We start from the raw sequence: 19823 nt of genomic DNA on the forward strand, positions 1-19823 counted from the left end.
GACCGCCACCTCCGGCACCACCTCGGCCAACACGCCAACGAACAAGGCAGACGCGGCCGTTGAGCCCGTCTTCTCCGTCGAAGGGCTCTGGAAGGTCTTCGGGCCGAAGGCCGACCGCGTCCCCGCCGACCCCGAACTAGCCGCCCTCGGCCCCGCCGAACTCCGCTCCCGCACCGGCTGCACGGCCGCCGTACGCGATGTGTCGTTCGACGTGCGCCAGGGCGAGGTCTTCGTCGTCATGGGCCTGTCCGGCTCGGGCAAGTCCACCCTCGTACGCTGCCTGACCCGGCTCATCGAGCCGACGGCGGGCGCGCTCGCCATCGACGGCGAGGACGTCCGCGCCATGGACAAGACCCGACTGCGCGAACTGCGCCGGCACCGCGCCGCGATGGTCTTCCAGCACTTCGGCCTGCTGCCGCACCGCTCCGTGCTCGACAACGTCGCGTACGGCCTCGAAGTCCAGGGAATGCCGAAGGGCGAGCGCCGGGAGAAGGCGCGGGAGGTCGTCGCGAAGGTCGGCCTGGAAGGCATGGAGCACCGGCGGCCCGGACAGCTGTCCGGCGGCCAGCAGCAGCGTGTCGGGCTGGCCCGGGCGCTCGCCGTGGACCCTCAGGTCCTGCTGTTCGACGAGCCGTTCAGCGCGCTCGACCCGCTGATCCGGCGTGACATGCAGGAGGAGGTGATCCGGCTGCACCAGGAGGAGGGCCGCACGATGGTCTTCATCACCCACGACCTGAACGAGGCACTGCGGCTCGGCGACCGGATCGCCCTCATGCGCGACGGCCGCATCGTCCAGCTCGGCACGCCCGAGGAGATCGTGGGCTCGCCCGCCGACGACTACGTACGCGAGTTCGTAAGGGACGTGCCGCGCGAGCAGGTCATGACCGTACGGACGGCGATGCGGAACGCGTCCGCGGAGGAGGCGGGCGAAGGCCCGGCCCTCGCGCCGGAGGCAACGGTCTCGGAGGCCATCGAGGCGGTCGCACGCTCGGGACAGACCGCACGCGTGGTGGACCAGGGGCGCTGCCTGGGAGTCGTGGACTCGGAGGCCCTACTGGAGGTGGTAGCGGGAACCCGCGGCCCGAACGGCCCGGACAGCCCGAACGGCCCGGCCGGGCGAACCGCCGGGCCCGCCGAGCTCACCGGGGCCGCGAACTCCGATGGGCCTGCCGGTTCCGAGGGGCCCGCCGACTCGACTGAGCCTGCCGGGCTCACAGACTCCGCCGAGCCCACAGACTCCACCGACTCCGCCAAGCTTGCCGGGCCCGCTGACCCCGTCAAGTCCGCCGAGCCCGCCGACTCCACCGACCTCTCCGATCCCATCGAGCCCGCTGACCGCGCCAAGTCCGCCGACGCCGCCGGGCATGCCGGGCCCACAGACTCCGCCGGACCCACCGACCCCACCAAGCCCGCCGCAGGCGATGCCGTGTCTGATCGTGAGGGGGTGGTCTGATGGCTACCGCCACCGCGGCCGCTCCCCATGCCGGGCTTGCCGGGCTTCTCCGGCACCGGGCCGTCGCCAAACTCCTGCTGCTCGCCGTGGCGGCGGCGGTGCTCGTCCCGCTCGTCAACTCCCGCTGGAGCGACGGCAGCTGGCCGGACGCCCTCACCGTCGATCTCTCCGAACCCCTCGGCAAGGCCAGCGACTGGATCATCGACAACCGCGACAGCCACCCGCTGTTCCTCTACTTCTTCGGATACGTCTCCAACGCGGTCGTCCTCTCCGTACGCGGCGTCTACCTCGTCCTGCTCGCCGCCGGCTGGGCGGGCGTCACGGCCGCCGCGGCGCTGGTCGCCTGGCGGGTCGCGGGGGTGCGGCTGGCGGCCGGCACCGGCGTGGCGTTCCTGGCCTGCGGGCTGCTCGGCATGTGGGTTCCCACCATGCAGACGCTCGCGCTCATGGTGGCCGCGGTCCTCGCGTCCGTCGTGCTCGGCGCACTGCTGGGCCTCGCGGCCGGGCTCTCCGACCGTACGTTCCGCGCGCTGCGCCCCGTCCTCGACACCATGCAGGTACTCCCGGCCTTCGCCTACCTCCTGCCGGTCGTGCTCGTCTTCGGCATCGGCGTCCCGGCCGCGGTGCTCGCCACCGTCGTGTACGCGGCCCCGCCCATGGCCCGGCTCACCGCGCTCGGCCTGCGCGGCGCGGACGCCGGAGTGATGGAGGCCGTCGAGTCGCTGGGCACCACGGCCCGCCAGCGACTGCTCACGGCCCGCCTCCCGCTCGCCCGCAAGGAACTCCTACTCGGCCTCAACCAGACGATCATGATGGCCCTGTCCATGGCCGTCATCGCGTCCGTCATCGGCGCGGGCGGCCTCGGCGACCGCGTCTACCAGGCGCTCGCCTCGGTCGACGTCGGCGCCGCGCTCGCCGCCGGTATCCCCATCGTGCTGCTCGCGGTCGTCCTGGACCGGGTGACAGGAGCGGCCGGGGACGGCCGGCACGCCGGCTCCGCCGGGTCCGCCGCGCCCAACTCCGGCTGGACGCGGTGGGCTTACGTCGCGGCCGGCGCCGTGGCCGTCGCGGTCGCCGGACGCCTGATCGGCCGCCTCGACTGGCCCGACTCCTGGGTCGTGAACATCGCCGAGCCGGTCAACCGCGCCGTCGACTGGATGACCGACCACCTCTACTCCGGCGTCCCGTACATCGGCGGCACCGCCGACTGGGCCGGCCACTTCACCACCTGGGTCCTCGACCCGCTGCGGGACGGCCTGCAGTGGCTGCCCTGGTGGTCGGTCCTGCTGATCGTCGCCGCGCTCGCCTGGCTGATCGGCACCTGGCAGACCGCGCTCACCGCCGTCCTCGCGATGGCCGCGATCGGTGTGCTCGGCGTGTGGCAGCCGTCCCTCGACACGCTGTCCCAGGTCCTCGCGGCCGTGGCGGTCACCCTGGTCCTGGGCTTCGCGACCGGCATCGCGGCGGCCCGCAGCGAGCGCTGTGAACGGCTCCTGCGACCCGTCCTGGACGTCTTCCAGACCATGCCGCAGTTCGTGTACCTCATCCCCGTCGTGGCCCTCTTCGGCGTCGGCCGCGCCCCGGCCGTCGCCGCCGCCGTCGTCTACGCGCTGCCCGCCGTGGTCCGCATCGCCACCCAGGGCCTGCGCCAGGTCGACCCGGCGGCCATGGAGGCCTCGCGCTCACTGGGCGCCACCGGCTGGCAGCAACTCCGCCAGGTCCAGCTCCCGTTGGCCCGCTCGACACTGCTGCTCGCCGTCAACCAGGGCGTCGTCCTCGTCCTCGCCGTCGTCATCATCGGCGGCCTGGTCGGCGGTGGCGCGCTCGGCTACGACGTCGTCTTCGGGCTCGCCCAGGGCGATCTGGCGACCGGCCTCGTCGCGGGCGCGGCGATCGTGTGCCTCGGCCTGATGCTCGACCGGGTCACGCAGCCGACGGAACGCCGCGTGAAGAAGGGAGCGTGACATGACTACTCGTACGCGCACTCGTATGCGGATGACGGCGGCCCTCGCCGGTGTCTCCGCCCTGCTCGTGCTCACCGGCTGCGGTGCCGCCGACATGACCAAGCAGGCCTCGCCCTTCGCCAACGCCCAGGGTGCGAAGACCGTCAACCTGTCCGTGCAGTCCTGGGTCGGCGCGCAGGCCAACGTGGCCGTCGCGCAGTACCTCCTGGACCACGAGCTCGGCTACCGCGTCGACACCGTCCAGGTCGACGAGGTCCCCGCCTGGGACGCGCTCAGCCAGGGGCGGGTCGACGCGATCCTGGAGGACTGGGGCCACCCCGACCAGGAGCAGCGGTACGTCAAGGACAAGAAGACGATCGTGAACGGCGGCGGCCTCGGGGTCACCGGGCACATCGGGTGGTTCGTGCCGACGTACTTCGCGAAGCAGCACCCGGACGTGACGAACTGGAAGAACCTGAACAAGTACGCCGACCAGCTCCGTACGGCGGAGAGCGGCGGCAAGGGCCAGCTGCTCGACGGCTCACCTTCCTACGTCACGAACGACAAGGCCCTGGTGAAGAACCTGGACCTCGACTACCAGGTGGTGTTCGCCGGTTCGGAGGCGGCCCAGATCACCCAGATGCGGCAGTTCGCCAAGGAGAAGAAGCCCTTCCTCACGTACTGGTACACACCCCAGTGGCTCTTCGAGAAGGTCCCCATGACCGAGGTGAAGCTGCCGGCCTACAAGGAGGGCTGCGACGCCGACCCGGAGAAGGTCGCCTGCGCCTATCCGCACACGCCCCTGCAGAAGTACCTGAACGCGGACTTCGCGAAGTCCGGCGGCAAGGCGGCGGCCTTCCTGAAGAAGTTCAAGTGGACGACCGAGGACCAGAACGAGGTCTCCCTGCTGATCGCCGACGAGAAGCTGACGCCCGAGGAGGCGGCGGAGAAGTGGGTACGGGGCCACGAGTCGACGTGGAAGGCATGGCTGCCCCGGTGACCTGTCACCGATGCCCGTAACTCACCGATGCCCGTAACCCTTCACACGCGTGTGCCGGGTGCCTTCCCTGACAGGGGCACCCGGCACGCTTGTGTTGCTTGTGAGCTTGTGAGCCTGTGTGCTTCCGCGCCTGCCTCAGCGCAGGCGCGCGGTGATCTCCCGCAGCGCCGCCGTCGCCGCGCGCTGCAGCCCCGGCCCGTACGTGATCCGGGTCGCCCCCAGCTCGCCCAACTCCGCGGCGCGGGGGCCGTCCAGCGTCGCGAACACGTTGACCGGGCCCTCGATCCCCGCCCGCAGCAGCGGGAGCACGTCCACCGGCGCCCCGATCGGATACACGCAGTCGGCACCGGCCGCCACGTACAGCGCGGCCCGCTCGATCGCCCGCTCCGGGTCCGTGACCCCGCACGCGAACGTGTCGATGCGCGCGTTGAGGAAGAGCCGGTCACCCGCGGCGGCCCGCACCTCGGCGAGCCAGTCGGCGTGCCGGGCGGGGTCCTTGAGTTCCTCCTCGTGGGACCCGTGGGAGTCCTCCAGGTTGCAGCCGACGGCCCCCGCCGCCAGCAGCCGCTCCACCAACTCCGCGGGCGCCAGCCCGTACCCGTCCTCGACGTCCGCGGAGACCGGCACGTCGACGGCCCGTACGATCCGGGCGACCGCGGCGAACACCTCGTCGGCCGGGGTGGCCCCGTCCGCGTATCCGAGCGAGGCCGCGACGCCGGCGCTGGGCGTGGCGAGTGCGGGGAACCCGGCGCCCACGAACACGCGGGCACTGGCCGCGTCCCACGGGCCCGGAAGCACCAACGGATCGCCGGGTACGCGGTGTTGGTGCAGCGCGCGAAAGGCCTCGACCTTGCTCACCGTCGGCGCGAACGGTCTCGTACCCGTCGTCACTTGTACTGGCCCGGCTTGTAGTGGCCCGGCGTCAGCCGACAGGTCACGCCGAACCGGTTCCACGCGTTGATCACCGTGATCGCGGCGATCAGCCGGGCCAGCTCGGTCTCCTCGAAGTGCCGGGCGGCCGTGTCGTACACCTCGTCCGGCACGAACCCGTCCGTCAGGACCGTGACCGCCTCGGTCAGTGCGAGTGCCGCCGCCTCCTTCTCCGTGTAGAAGTGCCGCGACTCGTCCCATGCGCTGAGCTGGATGATCCGCTCGACGTTCTCGCCCGCCGCGAGCGCGTCCTTCGTGTGCATGTCGAGGCAGAACGCGCAGTGGTTGAGCTGCGACGCGCGGATCTTCACCAGTTCCAGCAGCACCGGGTCGACGCCCTGCCGGGCCGCCGCGTCGAGCCCGATCATGGCCTTGTAGACCTCGGGGGCGAGTTTGGCCCACTGGAGCCGGGGGGCGTGTTCGGGGGCATAGCCGGCATCCTTCTGCGCGGCCCGGGTGTCCTCGTTCGTCGTCGTCATGACTGCGACCCTACGACCGGAGTAGCCCAGGGGTATGGTCCATTTCCATGGCGGAATCCTGGGCCACTTTGGGTGTGGACCTGCATGTCGACGTGACTCGGACCGGTGCCGGCCTGCGCAAAGGCCTCACGGACGCCTTGCGGGAGGCGGTGCGGGGCGGGCGGCTCGCGCCGGGCACGCGGTTGCCGTCGTCGAGGTCGCTCGCCGTCGACCTGGGCATCGCGCGCAACACCGTCGCCGACGCGTACACCGCCCTCGTCGCCGAGGGCTGGCTCACCGCCCGCCAGGGCTCGGGCACACAGGTGGCGGAACGGGCGGTGGTCGCCCCGGCCACGGCGGCTCCCCGGCCGCGCTCGGCCCGGGGCCCGGCCTACGACCTCGCCCCCGGCACCCCCGATCTCGCCTCCTTCCCGCGCACCGAGTGGCTCAAGGCAGCCCGCCGAGCCCTCGCGACCGCCCCGCACGACGCCCTCGGATACGGCGACCCGCGGGGCCGCGCCGAACTGCGCACCGCCCTCGCGGGCTACCTCGCCCGGGCCCGCGGTGTACGCGCCGACCCCGAACGCATCGTCATCTGCTCCGGCCTCTCACACGGGCTGATGCTGCTCGGTGCGGTGTTGGCGGAGCGCGGGGTGGGGTCGCTTGCGGTGGAGTCGTACGGGCTGGACGTGCACTGGGGCCTGGCGGAGCAGGCCGGGGTCCGGACGGTGGCGCTGCCGCTCGACGAACTGGGCACGTGCACGGATGAGTTGACCGCGAGGGGCGAGGGCGAGGGCGGGAGCGGGACAGGGAACCGGCACGGGAGCGGGAGTGCGAGGGAGAGTGGCGACGGTCCCGGCGGCGTGCGGGCGGTGCTGCTGACGCCCGCCCACCAGTTCCCCATGGGCGTACCCCTGCACCCCGATCGCCGCGCCGCAGTCGTCGACTGGGCGCGGCGGACGGACGGGCTGATCCTGGAGGACGACTACGACGGGGAGTTCCGCTACGACCGGCAACCGGTGGGCGCGCTCCAGGGCCTCGACCCCGACCGCGTGGTGTACCTGGGCACCGCCAGCAAGTCCCTCGCCCCCGGCCTGCGGCTGGGCTGGCTGGTCCTGCCGCCGGACCTGGCACCGGCGGTGACGGCGGCGAAGGGCGACGTGGACTGGTCGTGCGGGGCTCTGGACCAGCTGACACTGGCGGAGTTCATCACCTCGGGCGCGTACGACCGGCACGTCCGTGCCGCACGCCTGCGGTACCGACGCCGCCGCGACCAGCTCGTCGCCGCCCTGGCCGCCCACGCGCCCTCGGTCACCGCCACCGGCATCGCGGCCGGCCTCCACGCGGTCCTCCGACTCCCGCCCGGCACCGAGCAGTCGGTGGTGAGAGCGGCGGCGTGGCAGGGCCTGGCGCTGCACGGCCTGACCCGCTACCGCCATCCCGCCTCCGTCGCCCCGCCGTCGGACGCCTTGGTCGTGGGCTACGGAACCCCGTCGGACAGCGGCTGGCCGGGGGCACTGGAGGCACTGTGCAGGGTGCTGCCGTAGTGTGCGCGCACTCTTCCGGCGTTCCGCGGCGTTCCGGCGGAGGCATGACGGACGGAGCTCTGCGGAGCAGCCTCTGGGGGAGCTTGTGGAGCGGCCCCTGGGGGGAGCCCTGTGGAGCAACCTCCGGGGGAGCTTGTGGAGCCATCCCCTGGGGAGCCTGCGGAGCAACCCCTGGGGGAAGCGTGGCATCCCTGGGGAAGTCTGCGGAGTCGCCCCTGGGGAAGCCCGCGGAGGCGCCCCAGGAGAAGCCCGCAGAGTCGCCCCTGGAGAAGACCGCGGAGGCGCCCCAAGAGGAAGGGAACCCCTACGGAGCAACCCGCTCCGGGACCTCCGTCGGCGCCTCCCCGAACCGCGCCAGCGCCAGCGCCCCCACCACCGCGACGGCAAAACCGAGCACGACCAGCCACGCCAGGCCTTCCCGCGTACGGTCGCCCAGCCAGACCACGCCCACCAGGGCGGGCCCGATGGTCTCGCCGATGACCAGCCCCGCCGTGGCCGTGGTCACCGAGCCGCCCTGGAGCGCCGAGGTGAGCAGCAGGAACGCCGCGCCGCCGCCCAGCAGGAGCGCATACGCCGCCGGGTTGCCGAAGAGCACCGAGGGGGACAGCCCGTCGACGAGCCGGACCGCCACCTCGACCACCCCGAACCCGAACCCGGCCCCCAGTCCGAGCGCGAGCGCCCGCCCCCGCCCGGGCAGCCGCCCGGCCACCACCCCGAGGAGTAGTACGGCGACAGCGGTGCCCAGCATCGCGAACCCGAGCACCGTGGACCCGGCCCGATTCCCCTCCTCCCCGGACGCGAGCCCGAGCATCGCGAGCCCCGCGCACACCACCCCGACCGCGCCCCACTCGGTCCCGCTCAGCCGCACACCGAGCAGCCACGCCGCGACCACCGCCGTCACCGCGAGACTCGCGGCGAGCGCCGCCCCCACCGCGTAGATCGGAATCGACCGCAGAGCCGCGATCTGCAACAGGAACCCGACCCCGTCCAGCCCGAGCCCCGCGACATACCGCCACTCCCGCAACGCCCGCCACAGCAACGCGGCGTCCACACCGGAGGAGCCCGGTGAGGAGCCGCCGGGGGAGCCGGAGCTTTCCGCGGCGGGCGCAGCCGCCCGCGCGGCGATCGCCTGCAACACCGTCGCCGTCCCGAAGCACACCGCCGCACCGAGGGCACACACCATTCCAAAGAGCACAAAGCGACTGTAGGGGAGGGAGCGTAGGGAGAGTTTGAAGGAGCCGCTCGCCCAACCGGCCTTCTAGCCACCCAGGACACCCCGCAGCTGGGCGAGCCCCCAGTCCAGGTCCTCCTTGCTGATCACGAGCGGCGGCGCGATCCGGACCGTTGAACCATGGGTGTCCTTCACCAGCACACCCCGGTCCATCAGCTTCTCGGAGATCTCCCGGCCCGTGCCGTACACCGGATCGATGTCGACCCCCGCCCACAGCCCCCGCCCGCGCACCTCGGTCACCCGCCCCGTGTCCGCCAGCAGCCCCAGCTCGCGGTGCAGATGCTCACCCAGCTCGGCGGCCCGCCGCTGGTACTCGCCCGACCGCAGCATCGCGATCACCTCCAGCGCCACCGCACAGGCCAGCGGATTCCCGCCGAACGTCGACCCGTGCTCGCCCGGCCGGAACACTCCGAGGATCTCGGCCGAGGACACCACCGCCGACACCGGGACGACTCCGCCCCCGAGCGCCTTCCCCAGGACGTACACATCCGGCACGACGCCCTCGTGCTCACACGCGAAGGTCCGCCCCGTCCGGCCGAGACCCGACTGGATCTCGTCCGCCACGAACAGCACGTTCCGCTCGCGCGTCAACTCCCGTACGCCCGCGAGATAGCCGGCCGGCGGCACCAGCACCCCCGCCTCCCCCTGAATCGGCTCCAGCAGCACGGCGACCGTGTTCTCCGTGACCGCCGCCCGCATCGCCGTCAGGTCCCCGTACGGCACGATCTCGAAGCCCGGCGTGTACGGCCCGAAGTCCGCCCGCGCCTCGGCGTCCGTGGAGAAGCTGATGATCGTCGTCGTACGCCCGTGGAAGTTGCCGCCCGCCACGACGATCTTCGCCGTCCCGTCGGGCACGCCCTTGACCCGGTACCCCCACTTCCGCGCGGTCTTCAGGGCCGATTCGACCGCCTCCGCACCCGTGTTCATCGGCAGCACCATCTCCATGCCGCACAACTCGGCCAGCCGCGCACAGAACTCGGCGAACCGGTCGTGATGAAACGCCCGCGACGTCAGCGTCACCCGCTCCAGCTGCGTCTTGGCCGCCTCGATCAGCCGCCGGTTGCCATGCCCGAAATTCAGCGCCGAGTATCCGGCCAGCAGGTCGAGATACCGGCGCCCCTCGACATCCGTCATCCAGGCCCCGTCCGCCGTGGCCACGACCACCGGCAACGGGTGATAGGTGTGCGCGCTGTGCGCTTCGGCCGAGGCGATGAGGTCTTCCGTAGCGGTCACGGCATCTCCGTTCATACGTCCCACAGGGCGCCGGGCGGGCTTGTGGCCTCTCTCCTATCGTCGCTCGCATGGTGGACGAGGGCGGTATCGATCCGCGGCCACCACCGCGTGGCCGGTGATCCGGCACGCCCGGTACGCTGATCCACGGGCCGTGACTGGCGCGCTGGGATGGGACCGACCATCGGGGAGCGGCCCACGCTGTGCTTTCCCGGGGGACAACCCCCGGACCCCCGGCCGGACCGTGACAGCAGCCGCTTCCGCGGCGGGCAGGTCGGCCGAGGGGCCCGGAGTGTCCCGTACGAGGAGCCGCGGCGATCGAGTGCCGTGCGCCTGGGCCGAACCGTGAACGCCGTACGCCACGTCCGGAGGCCGTCATGTCAGAGCCCCTCTCCACCGAATCCACCGCCTTCCGCAGTGCCCTCGAAGTGATCCGCGCCGTCGAGCCCCGGGTCGCCGACGCCATCGGGCAGGAAGTCGCCGACCAGCGCGACATGCTCAAGCTCATCGCCTCGGAGAACTACGCTTCTCCGGCCACCCTGCTGGCCATGGGCAACTGGTTCAGCGACAAGTACGCCGAAGGCACCGTCGGCCGCCGCTTCTACGCCGGCTGCCGCAACGTCGACACCGTCGAGGCCCTCGCCGCCGAGCACGCCCGTGAGCTCTTCGGCGCCGAGCACGCCTACGCCCAGCCGCACTCCGGCATCGACGCCAACCTGGTCGCCTTCTGGGCCGTCCTCGCCGCCCGCGTCGAGGCCCCCGCCCTTCAGCAGGCCGGCGTCCGCAACGTCAACGACCTCTCCGAGGCCGACTGGGCCGAACTGCGCCAGGCCTTCGGCAACCAGCGCATGCTCGGCATGTCCCTGGACGCCGGCGGCCACCTCACCCACGGCTTCCGCCCGAACATCTCCGGCAAGATGTTCGACCAGCGCTCCTACGGCACCGACCCCGCCACCGGCCTCATCGACTACGAGGCCCTGCGCATCTCCGCCCGCGAGTTCAAGCCGCTGATCATCGTCGCCGGCTATTCCGCCTACCCCCGTCTCGTGAACTTCCGGATCATGCGCGAGATCGCCGACGAGGTCGGCGCCACGCTCATGGTCGACATGGCGCACTTCGCGGGCCTGGTCGCCGGCAAGGTCCTCACCGGCGACTTCGACCCGGTACCGCACGCCCAGATCGTCACCACGACGACCCACAAGTCGCTGCGCGGCCCGCGCGGCGGCATGGTCCTGTGCGACGAGTCGCTCGCCGAACAGGTCGACCGTGGCTGCCCGATGGTCCTCGGTGGCCCCCTTCCGCACGTCATGGCCGCCAAGGCGGTCGCGCTCGCCGAGGCCCGTCGCCCCGAGTTCCGCGACTACGCCCAGGCCGTCGTCGACAACTCCCGCGCCCTCGCCGAGGGCCTGATGCGGCGCGGCGCCACGCTCGTCACCGGCGGCACCGACAACCACCTCAACCTGATCGACGTCGCCTCCTCCTACGGCCTCACCGGCCGCCAGGCCGAGACCGCCCTGCTCGACTCGGGCATCGTCACCAACCGCAACGCCATCCCCGCCGACCCGAACGGCGCCTGGTACACCTCCGGTATCCGCATCGGCACGCCCGCACTCACCACGCGTGGTCTCGGCGCCACCGAGATGGACGAGATCGCCGGCCTGATCGACCGCGTCCTCACCACCACCGAACCGGGCACCACCAAGAAGGGCGCCCCCTCCAAGGCCCAGCACGTCCTGGACCCGAAGATCGCGGACGAGATCGCCCGCCGGGCGACCGACCTGCTCACCGGCTTCCCGCTGTACCCGGAGATCGACCTCGGCTGAGGCCCCGAACCGATACTCGGGCTGCGGCTGCGGCTCGGGCTCGGGCTTGGACTGAGGCTCGGACTCGAATGGCATCTCTCGCCCGAGCCCAGCCGGGCCGGATGCTCGGGTCTCACAAGTCGATCAGCTCCTGCCGTGACTCCTGCGGCGGCTCCGGCTCACGCCGGGCCGCCGTGCGGCGCACCAGCAGGGTGCCGCCGGAGCCGACGGCGAGGCCCGCCGCGAGCCCCGGTATCGCCCACCACCAGTCGGTGCCGTCATCCGTCGCCGCAGCGGCCGTCGTGCGAGGCCGCTCGGCGGATTCGGGTGCGGTGGGTGCGGCGGAGGCATCCCCCGTCTGCCAAGGCGCCGGATAGATGGCCCCGGCGCCGTTACCGGACGCCTCGCCGAGCACACCGAGCTTCTTGAACAGCGCGCGTATCTCGGCGGGTTGCCCGGCCTTGTGCCAGTAGCCGTTCATGGACTCCGGCACCTGGGTCGCCGTGTGTATCCAGACATCGTCGCCGCGCGGTGAGTCCAGATAGACGCGGTCGACCCGCCAGGGCGACACGTCATGGAGCATCCACGTGACGTTGATCTGACGGCCGCTGCCCTCGGTCAGGCCCGACTCCTCACGTAGGCCGCTGCCCGGCTTGCCGAGCAGGCGCTCCAACTCCTCGTACTCCTTCTCCGAGTAGTACAGCGCCGCGCCCTGCGCGCTCTCCGGCGAGACCACCAGCACACTCGTCGGCCCGCCCGCCGTCGCGGTGGGTGCGCTCAGCAGAACCAGGCCGAGCGCCACCACCGATCCTGAGATCCCCCAGCCCGAGATCCTCAATCCCGGGATTCCCGCCGCCAGTTCACGAAGCCTGCGCATTCGACGCCCCCAACCGGTCCCGGTGCGGCCCGCCCGCACCTGCGTGTCACTTCTGGTACACCGCCCGACCCGCCGGGGTTCCCACTTGGCACCGACCAAAATTTCCGCAGGTTCATTCGGTGCGGTCGGTGCGGTCGGTGCGGTCGGTGCGGTCGGTTCGGTCAGTCCAGCGACTTCGCGATCTCCACGGCCCGCGTCCGGGATGCCACGCCCTCCAGCCGGAGGGTCGTGTCGTCCCCGTGCATCCACAGCAGCGTGGGCCCCGCGGTCCGCTCGGAGCGGGTGAAGCCGTCGCCGTCCTCGTCCACCAGCCAGAGGCTCAGGAAGTGAGCTCTGGGAAACCACAGGGCCGTGTCCGCGAAGCCAGTGCCTTCGCGCAGCGGCACGTACTCCGGCTGTTCCTTCACGGTCTTGACGAAGCCGGGGTCCAGCCGCGCAGGGAACTCGTCCAGCCGGATCGTCTCTCCCCGCTCGCGCCAGCACAGGCTCATCAGGAACCGCCCCGCCGGCTCGCGGGTCACCGTCACCGCGTCCGGCGTCCCCAGGGCAGGGGGCGAGAGAGGCGCGAACCCCGCCCGTCGCTCGGCCTCGGCAAGTGTCAGGGAGGGGCCGCCGCACCCGGGCACCTCGGCTCCCGGCGAGGGCGTCGCCGAAGGGTCGTAGCGCACCTCGACCCCGCCGAAGCCGAACCAGTCGACCACCGCGGCGCGCACCGGAGGCGTGAGCACCAGGACCGTCAGCAGACCGCACAGTCCCGCGGTCAGCAGGCGCCGACGCGCCCGAGCCCAGCGGCGCAGCGACCTCAGCCGTTCGCGGAGTCCGGGCGGCTCGGCCACCGGGACCGGGACCCGCTCGGCGAGTATCTGCTCCAGGACCCGCTCGACCATCGACTCGGTCCCCCGCGCACCCGGCGGATCCAGCGACCGCCCGAGTGTCCGCAGCTCCTCGGGCAACCGTGAGGCATCCGCATGCCCCTGTCCGTGCCCCTGCCCACGCCGACCCCGGTCACCGGAGGGCTCCGCGCCCCCCTCCTCGTACGACTCACGCCCGTACGACTCGCTCGACTCGCTCTCGTGCGGCTCACTCATGCTCATCACCTCCTCCCCGGGACTCCTGATGTGACTGATGCGCCTGATGTGCCTGACGCCCCGGGTGCTCCCGTGGCTCGAAATCCGGCAGCAGCCGCCCCAGCTTTCGCAGCGCTCGGTTGAGCCGGGACTTCACCGTGCCGCGCGGCCAGCCCAGGGCCTCGGCTGTCTCCGACTCGTCCATCTCCAGCAGATAGCGGTAGGTGACGACCAGACGGTGCTCCTCGCCCAGTCTTTCCAGGGCGGCCAGCAGAGCCGCTCTGCGCTCGACCTCCAGCGCCGCGACCGCCGGGTCAGCCGATTCCGGTATCAGCGGCTCCGCCTCCGCGAGCGCGGCCTCCCGGCCGGCCAGCGTCCGCTGCCGCACCGCCGTCCGCACTGTGTTCCTCGTCTCATTGGCGACGATCGAGAGCAGCCATGGCTTGAATGCCGCCCCGTCCCGAAAGCGTCCCAAGGAGCAGTACGCCTTGAAAAAGGCCTGCTGCACCACGTCCTCCGCGTCCGCACCCGCGCCCAACGCCACGGCCGCCCTGAGCGCGAGGCCCGTATGGGCGCGCACCAGCTCCGCATACGCCTCCGGCTCTCCGGCGCGTACGCGTGCGATCACCGCGGCCTCATCGACGATGCGGCCCCCCTCCCGCGTTCTCACACTCTTGTTACACCGCCGGAGGCCAATCGGTTCCCACCTGTTCCAGACCTCCCGCCCGCACCTGAGACAATGACGGCATGGCCTCTGACCGTCCCCGCGTGCTCTCCGGAATCCAGCCCACCGCAGGCTCGTTCCACCTCGGCAACTACCTCGGCGCCGTCCGCCAGTGGGTGGCTCTGCAGGAGTCCCACGACGCGTTCTACATGGTCGTCGACCTGCACGCGATCACCCTTCCGCAGGACCCCGCGGACCTGCGTGCCAACACCCGGCTCGCCGCCGCCCAGCTGCTGGCCGCCGGCCTGGACCCGGACCGCTGCACGCTCTTCGTCCAGAGCCATGTACCCGAGCACGCGCAGCTCGCCTGGGTCATGAACTGCCTCACCGGCTTCGGCGAGGCGTCCCGGATGACCCAGTTCAAGGACAAGTCCGCCAGGCAGGGCGCCGAGCGGGCCTCCGTGGGCCTGTTCACGTACCCGATCCTGCAGGTCGCGGACATCCTGCTGTACCAGGCCAACGAGGTCCCGGTCGGTGAGGACCAGCGTCAGCACATCGAGCTCACGCGGGACCTCGCCGAGCGCTTCAACGGCCGCTTCGGGGAGACGTTCACCGTGCCGAAGCCGTACATCCTCAAGGAGACGGCGAAGATCTTCGATCTTCAGGACCCGTCGATCAAGATGAGCAAGTCGGCGTCGACTCCGAAGGGCCTCATCAACCTCCTCGACGAGCCGAAGGCCACCGCCAAGAAGGTCAGGAGCGCGGTCACCGACACGGACACGGTGATCCGGTTCGACGTCGAGAACAAGCCCGGTATCAGCAACCTGCTGGGCATCTACTCCACCCTCACCGGAACCGGTATCGCGGAACTGGAGCAGAAGTACGTCGGCAAGGGCTACGGTGCGCTCAAGACGGACCTCGCCGAGGTCATGGTCGACTTCGTAACGCCGTTCCGGGAGCGCACCCAGCAGTATCTGGACGACCCGGAGACGCTCGACTCGATCCTGGCCAAGGGCGCGGAGAAGGCTGGGGCCGTCGCCGCGGAGACGCTCTCCCAGGTGTACGACAGGGTGGGTTTCCTGCCGGCCAAGCACTGACGGCCGGTACTCCGGCCGATACGTCGGCCGGTAGGAGACCAGAGCAACACCGGCGCGACGACCGGTATCGGGCCGCACCGCCGTACAGTCGATAGCCGAACAGCAACAACCCCTGCCCGCACAGAACACCGAACCGTCACAACAGCGACGGTCTCGACAACGACAGTCACAACAACGACAGGAGACGACGTGGGGACCGTAACGATCGGTGTGTCGATCGCGGTCCCGGAGCCACACGGCAGCCTGCTCCAGGAGCGGCGCGCGGGCTTCGGCGACCCCGCGGCTTCCGGCATCCCCACCCACGTCACACTGCTGCCGCCGACCGAGGTAGACGAGTCGGCGCTGCCCGCGATCGAGGCGCATCTCGTCGAGGTCGCGGCCGCCGGGCGCCCGTTCCCGATGCGGCTGAGCGGCACGGGAACCTTCCGACCACTGTCGCCCGTTGTGTTCGTGCAGGTCGCCGAGGGGGCCGAGGCCTGCACCTGGCTGCAGAAGCAGGTCCGGGACGCGTCCGGACCCGTGGCGCGCGAGTTGCAGTTCCCGTACCACCCGCATGTGACGGTGGCGCACGGCATCGACGACGAGGCGATGGACCGGGCGTTCGAGGAGCTGGCGGAGTACGCGGCCGAGTGGCCGTGCACCGGCTTCGCGCTCTACGAGCAGGGGGCGGACGGGGTGTGGCGCAGGCTGCGCGACTTCGTCTTCGGGAGCGCGGTCGTGCCACCGCAGGCGGCCCACGTGGACCGCGGCTCGCTTCCTGCCCACTGACCGGATCGAAAGTTCGGTGGATCGGTGGATCGGGGGGACATGCGCAGCATCGTGGCGGTGCTCGCCGTGCTCGGCCTCGCGCTGACCGGATGCGGTACGGAGAACGGCGACGACGACCAGGCGAAGCCGCCCGCGTCACGGCCTGCCAAACCAACCGCGTCACGGCCCGCGTCACCGACCACTGAAGCGGCCGGGCCGAGCTGGGTGTACGACGAGATCTTCGACGAGGGTTCGCTGTCGGACGTGATCGCGGCCACCGCCGACGACATCTGGGTCGCGGGCGTCGGCATGGACAGGACGAACCCGCTGCCTGACGACGGCTTGAACCCGTCGCCCGGCGACAGTTCGAACCCGTCGCCCGACGACGGTTTCCTGCTTCACCACGACGGCACGCGCTGGCAGCGGCAGCCGATGCCCGGCGCGCTCGGCCGCAGTGTGTACGAGGCCCGCCTCGACTCCCTGGACTCCGGCGAGTTCCTGCTGACGGTCACGCCGAAGGACATGAGCGTGCCGCGGATGGCCCGGTGGGACGGCGCACGCTGGACCGTGCTCCCGGCGGTCCCCGGCGACGGCCGGCTCGCCGACGTGAAGGCGTTCGGGCCCGACGACATCTGGGCCCTGGTCGGTGAGTCCCGGATCCAGCACTGGGACGGCACGCGGTGGACCACCTCGCCCCTGCCCGCCACCGCCACCTCACTCGACGGCGTCGCGCCGGACGATCTCTGGGCGGTCGGCTACCGGAACACGAGTGACGGAAGCGACGGCGAAGAGCTCACCCAGCCCGCGGCCGTGCACTGGAACGGCAGCTCCTGGAAGCTGACCGAGACCCCCGCCTACCGCTTCCCCGAACCCGTTCCCGCCGAGCCGGGTGCCTCGATCGCGCGTGTCCTCGCCTTCGCCGCCGACGACGTCCGGGCGTACGGCACGCACTCCTTCAACCACGGGGAGGGCGGTGAGGAGCCGCAGGAGGAGTCCGTACGACTGCGCTGGGACGGTTCCCGCTGGAGCAGGGTGGCCGACGCGGAGGGAGAGTGCGCCGGGCGTGTCCCCGTGGCGCGGGACGGCGCGGGAGGGTTCTTCCTCGACGGTAATCGGTACGTCACAGGCGACGGCGCCTGTACGAAGATCAAGCGGCCCCGGCTGCCCAGCGAGGGTGGGATCACGGCCGCTTCACGGCAGTCGCTGTGGCTGTCGGCCGTGGAGCCGGTGCCGGGCACCGACAAGGTCCTCGGCGTGGGCCACGTCCAGGTCAACCAGAGCGGTGATCCCACGAGCAGGTCCGTGATCGTCAGCCTGAGGCGTTAGCGCTCCGCGCGGAGGCCGGTGCCGGGCGCCGGAATCGGCGTGGCGCTCGCCACGGTTCCGCGCTTTCGGGGTACCCGAACGTTGGTTTTTCGGGGCTTCCGAACATTGGTCTTCCGAGGCGAGGGCAGAGTCGGATCATGGACTGGCTGAAAAAGCTCCCCGGCGTGGGCCCCTTGGTCACCCGCCTGACCGCCACGCACGCGTGGCGGTCGTACGAGCGTCTGGACCGGGTGAAGTGGTCGCGGCTCGCCGCGGCGATGACCTTCATCAGTTTCGTCGCGCTCTTCCCGCTGCTCACCGTCGCCGCCGCGGTCGCCGCCGCGACGCTCGACGAGAGCGGCCAGCGCAAACTCGAGGACAAGCTCGCCGAGCAGGTGCCCGGCATCTCCGACCAGCTCGACATCGGCGGTCTCGTCGACAACGCCGGCACGGTCGGCCTCATCGCGGGCGCGCTGCTGCTCTTCACCGGCATCGGCTGGGTCGGTTCGATGCGCGAATGCCTGCGCGCCGTCTGGGAGCTGCCGGACGACGAGGAGAACCCGTTCCTGCGCAAGCTCAAGGACGGCGGCGTACTCGTCGGCCTCGGCGGCGCCGTGCTCGTCACGATCGCCGCCTCCACCGTCGCGTCGACCATGGTCGGCTGGACGGCCCGGCAGCTCGGCATCGACGAGGCCGGCTGGGGCGGGGTGCTGCTGCGCACCGCCGCCTTCGCCGTGGCCGTCCTCGCCGACTTCCTGCTGCTCCTGTACGTGCTGACGCTGCTGCCCGGCGTCCAGCCGCCGCGGCGCCGTCTTGTCGTCGCCGCGCTGACCGGCGCCGCCGGGTTCGAGCTGCTGAAGCTGCTGCTCAGCGGCTATATGCAGGGCGTCGCGTCGAAGAGTATGTACGGCGCCTTCGGGGTGCCCATCGCACTGCTGCTGTGGATCAACTTCACCGCGAAACTGCTGCTGTTCTGCGCCGCCTGGACGGCGACGCGGCACGACGAGCCCGCCGAGCCCACCGAATCCGCGGAGCCGGCCGAGGCCGACGGGTCCAGCGGATCGTCCAGCGGTTCCGCCGCGGTCAGCGGCGGCGGCGCATCAGGTCGGGCAGCGGCCAGCGGCGGTTGATCACGAAGGCACCGGCCGCGACGAGCACGAGGATACCGCCGGTGATCGCCAGTGCGATCCCGACGCCGCCCGAGGACTTCGGCTCCGCCGAAGCGGCGACGGGCTTCGCCGAGGCATCGCCGTCGCCCGCCGAACCACCCGCCTCGCCGGAGGCGTTCGCACCCGGCTGGGCACCCGTGTCGGCACTCTTCGGCGGCACCAGCTCGCCCACCGGGTCCACCTTGCCGGATGCCTGGAAGCCCCAGTCGAGGAGCTTGGCGGTCTCCTTGTAGACCTGGTCGCTCTCGTCCTTCGCCGGGTTCATGACGGTGACGAGCAGCACCTTGCCGTCGCGTTCGGCGACACCGGTGAAGGTCGAGCCGGCGTTCGTGGTGTTGCCGTTCTTCACACCCGCGATGCCCTGGTAGGGGTCGAGGCCGTAGGTGCCGGCCAGCAGCCGGTTGGTGTTCTGGATCTCGAAGGACTTGCGGACCTTCTTGCCCTTCTTGTTCTTCTTGGTCTCGCCCGGGAACTGTGCGCGAACCGTAGAGGAGTACTCCCGGAAGTCCTTCTTCTGCAGGCCGGAGCGGGCGATCAGGGTCAGGTCGTACGCCGAGGACACCTGCCGCGACTTGTCGTAGCCGTCGGGGCTGACCACGTTCGTGTCCAGGGCCTGGAGCTCCTCGGCGTGGGCGTTCATGTCCTTGACGGTCTGGTCGACGCCGCCGTTCATCGCGGACAGGACGTGCACGGCGTCGTTGCCGGAGCGAAGGAAGACACCGAGCCACAGGTCGTGGACCGTGTAGGTCTCGTCCTCCTTGACGCCCACCATGCTGGAGCCCGAGCCGATGCCCGCCAGGTCGGTCGGCACGACCTTGTGCTTCGTCGTCTTCGGGAACTTCGGCAGCAGGGTGTCGGCGAACAGCATCTTCAGGGTGCTCGCCGGGGGCAGCCGCCAGTGCGCGTTGTGCGAGGCCAGGACATCGCCCGACTCGGCGTCCGCGACGATCCAGGAGCGCCCGCTCAGATCCTTCGGGAGGACCGGGGCGCCGGTGCCGAGGTTCACCTGGGTCCCGGCCTGGCCGAGCCGGGCACCGCCGACGGCCGACATGTCCGCCGGAGGTGTGGCCGACGGCGGGCCCGTCGGGCTGCCCGACGACGACGGCGAGGACGACGGGGAGGGAGAAGCCGATGAGGACGGCGACGAAGAGGCCCCCGGAGTGGCTGTCGGTGTCTCGTCCGCGAACGCCGGCGCGGTGGCGGTGACGGCCGCTGTGAGCGACAGGGACAACAGGGTGGCGGAAGTGACCAGCAAGGATGACTTGGCGGTCTTTTTCGAGGCGGGCACGGTCGAGAACGTACA

Annotated in this window: 16 protein-coding genes and 2 pseudogenes; 10 read left to right on the forward strand and 8 right to left on the reverse strand. The window is 71.4% G+C overall.

Going from position 1 to position 19823, the window contains the following annotated elements:
* Positions 1 to 64 precede the first annotated feature (64 nt).
* The 3 genes and pseudogenes from AB0I18_RS00230 to AB0I18_RS00240 form a co-directional block, all read left to right on the forward strand.
* A pseudogene (locus AB0I18_RS00230) lies at positions 65 to 1075 on the forward strand (glycine betaine/L-proline ABC transporter ATP-binding protein); the annotation flags it as partial.
* A gap of 377 nt (positions 1076 to 1452) precedes the next feature.
* On the forward strand, positions 1453 to 3417 hold the full coding sequence (locus AB0I18_RS00235) for an ABC transporter permease subunit (RefSeq protein WP_363103059.1): 1965 nt from the start codon (positions 1453 to 1455) through the stop codon (positions 3415 to 3417).
* Between the two features lie 25 nt (positions 3418 to 3442).
* On the forward strand, positions 3443 to 4396 hold the full coding sequence (locus AB0I18_RS00240; RefSeq protein WP_363103191.1) for an ABC transporter substrate-binding protein: 954 nt from the start codon (positions 3443 to 3445) through the stop codon (positions 4394 to 4396).
* Positions 4397 to 4531: 135 nt separating this feature from the next.
* On the opposite strand, the gene AB0I18_RS00245 is transcribed toward AB0I18_RS00240, so the two are convergent.
* Entirely contained in the window at positions 4532 to 5254 is a 723-nt protein-coding gene (locus AB0I18_RS00245; protein WP_363103060.1) for an isocitrate lyase/phosphoenolpyruvate mutase family protein, read from the reverse strand.
* Between the two features lie 29 nt (positions 5255 to 5283).
* The gene (locus tag AB0I18_RS00250; protein WP_363103061.1) at positions 5284 to 5805 is read right to left on the reverse strand and encodes a carboxymuconolactone decarboxylase family protein; all 522 of its coding nucleotides are present in this window, start codon (positions 5803 to 5805) and stop codon (positions 5284 to 5286) included.
* Between the two features lie 47 nt (positions 5806 to 5852).
* Between AB0I18_RS00250 and AB0I18_RS00255 the strand changes: the two genes are divergently transcribed.
* A complete protein-coding gene (locus AB0I18_RS00255) occupies positions 5853 to 7331 on the forward strand; it encodes a PLP-dependent aminotransferase family protein (RefSeq protein WP_363103062.1) in 1479 nt (492 codons plus the stop codon).
* A 304-nt stretch (positions 7332 to 7635) separates the two neighbouring features.
* On the opposite strand, the gene AB0I18_RS00260 is transcribed toward AB0I18_RS00255, so the two are convergent.
* Together AB0I18_RS00260 and rocD are read right to left on the reverse strand one after the other, a co-directional pair.
* Complete coding sequence (locus AB0I18_RS00260) at positions 7636 to 8514, reverse strand: hypothetical protein (protein WP_363103192.1); 879 nt, start codon at positions 8512 to 8514, stop codon at positions 7636 to 7638.
* Positions 8515 to 8589: 75 nt separating this feature from the next.
* A complete protein-coding gene (gene rocD / locus AB0I18_RS00265; protein ID WP_363103063.1) occupies positions 8590 to 9795 on the reverse strand; it encodes an ornithine--oxo-acid transaminase in 1206 nt (401 codons plus the stop codon).
* Positions 9796 to 10169: 374 nt separating this feature from the next.
* On the opposite strand from rocD, the gene AB0I18_RS00270 reads away from it, so the two are divergent.
* A complete protein-coding gene (locus tag AB0I18_RS00270) occupies positions 10170 to 11615 on the forward strand; it encodes a glycine hydroxymethyltransferase (protein WP_363103064.1) in 1446 nt (481 codons plus the stop codon).
* A 112-nt stretch (positions 11616 to 11727) separates the two neighbouring features.
* Here the strand turns inward: AB0I18_RS00270 and AB0I18_RS00275 are convergent, their stop codons facing one another.
* The 3 genes from AB0I18_RS00275 to AB0I18_RS00285 all read right to left on the reverse strand — a co-directional run bounded on the left by AB0I18_RS00275 (position 11728) and on the right by AB0I18_RS00285 (position 14166).
* Positions 11728 to 12471 (reverse strand): hypothetical protein, encoded by a 744-nt coding sequence (locus AB0I18_RS00275; RefSeq protein WP_363103065.1) that lies wholly within the window; start codon positions 12469 to 12471, stop codon positions 11728 to 11730.
* A gap of 161 nt (positions 12472 to 12632) precedes the next feature.
* Positions 12633 to 13559 (reverse strand): hypothetical protein, encoded by a 927-nt coding sequence (locus AB0I18_RS00280; protein ID WP_363103066.1) that lies wholly within the window; start codon positions 13557 to 13559, stop codon positions 12633 to 12635.
* The gene (locus AB0I18_RS00285) at positions 13552 to 14166 is read right to left on the reverse strand and encodes an RNA polymerase sigma factor (RefSeq protein ID WP_363103067.1); all 615 of its coding nucleotides are present in this window, start codon (positions 14164 to 14166) and stop codon (positions 13552 to 13554) included. The genes AB0I18_RS00280 and AB0I18_RS00285 overlap by 8 nt, the downstream gene beginning before the upstream one ends.
* A 119-nt stretch (positions 14167 to 14285) precedes the next feature.
* Here AB0I18_RS00285 and trpS point away from each other — a divergent pair, with 119 nt between their 5' ends.
* From trpS to AB0I18_RS00310, 5 genes and pseudogenes are all read left to right on the forward strand, one after another.
* Positions 14286 to 15299 (forward strand): tryptophan--tRNA ligase, encoded by a 1014-nt coding sequence (gene trpS / locus AB0I18_RS00290; protein WP_363103068.1) that lies wholly within the window; start codon positions 14286 to 14288, stop codon positions 15297 to 15299.
* 189 nt (positions 15300 to 15488) lie between these two features.
* Positions 15489 to 16067, forward strand: coding sequence for a 2'-5' RNA ligase family protein (locus AB0I18_RS00295; protein WP_363103069.1), 579 nt, complete (start codon positions 15489 to 15491; stop codon positions 16065 to 16067).
* Positions 16068 to 16106: 39 nt separating this feature from the next.
* The gene (locus AB0I18_RS00300) at positions 16107 to 17372 is read left to right on the forward strand and encodes a hypothetical protein (protein ID WP_363103070.1); all 1266 of its coding nucleotides are present in this window, start codon (positions 16107 to 16109) and stop codon (positions 17370 to 17372) included.
* 24 nt (positions 17373 to 17396) lie between these two features.
* Positions 17397 to 17522 (forward strand): annotated as a pseudogene (locus tag AB0I18_RS00305) (GtrA family protein); the annotation flags it as partial.
* Positions 17510 to 18481, forward strand: coding sequence for a YihY/virulence factor BrkB family protein (locus tag AB0I18_RS00310; protein WP_363103071.1), 972 nt, complete (start codon positions 17510 to 17512; stop codon positions 18479 to 18481). The pseudogene AB0I18_RS00305 and the gene AB0I18_RS00310, both read left to right, overlap by 13 nt.
* Here the strand turns inward: AB0I18_RS00310 and AB0I18_RS00315 are convergent.
* Entirely contained in the window at positions 18435 to 19808 is a 1374-nt protein-coding gene (locus tag AB0I18_RS00315) for a D-alanyl-D-alanine carboxypeptidase (RefSeq protein WP_363103072.1), read from the reverse strand. The genes AB0I18_RS00310 and AB0I18_RS00315 overlap by 47 nt on opposite strands.
* Positions 19809 to 19823 lie beyond the last annotated feature (15 nt).

The organism is Streptomyces sp. NPDC050704 (assembly GCF_040654355.1).
Taxonomy (GTDB): domain Bacteria; phylum Actinomycetota; class Actinomycetes; order Streptomycetales; family Streptomycetaceae; genus Streptomyces.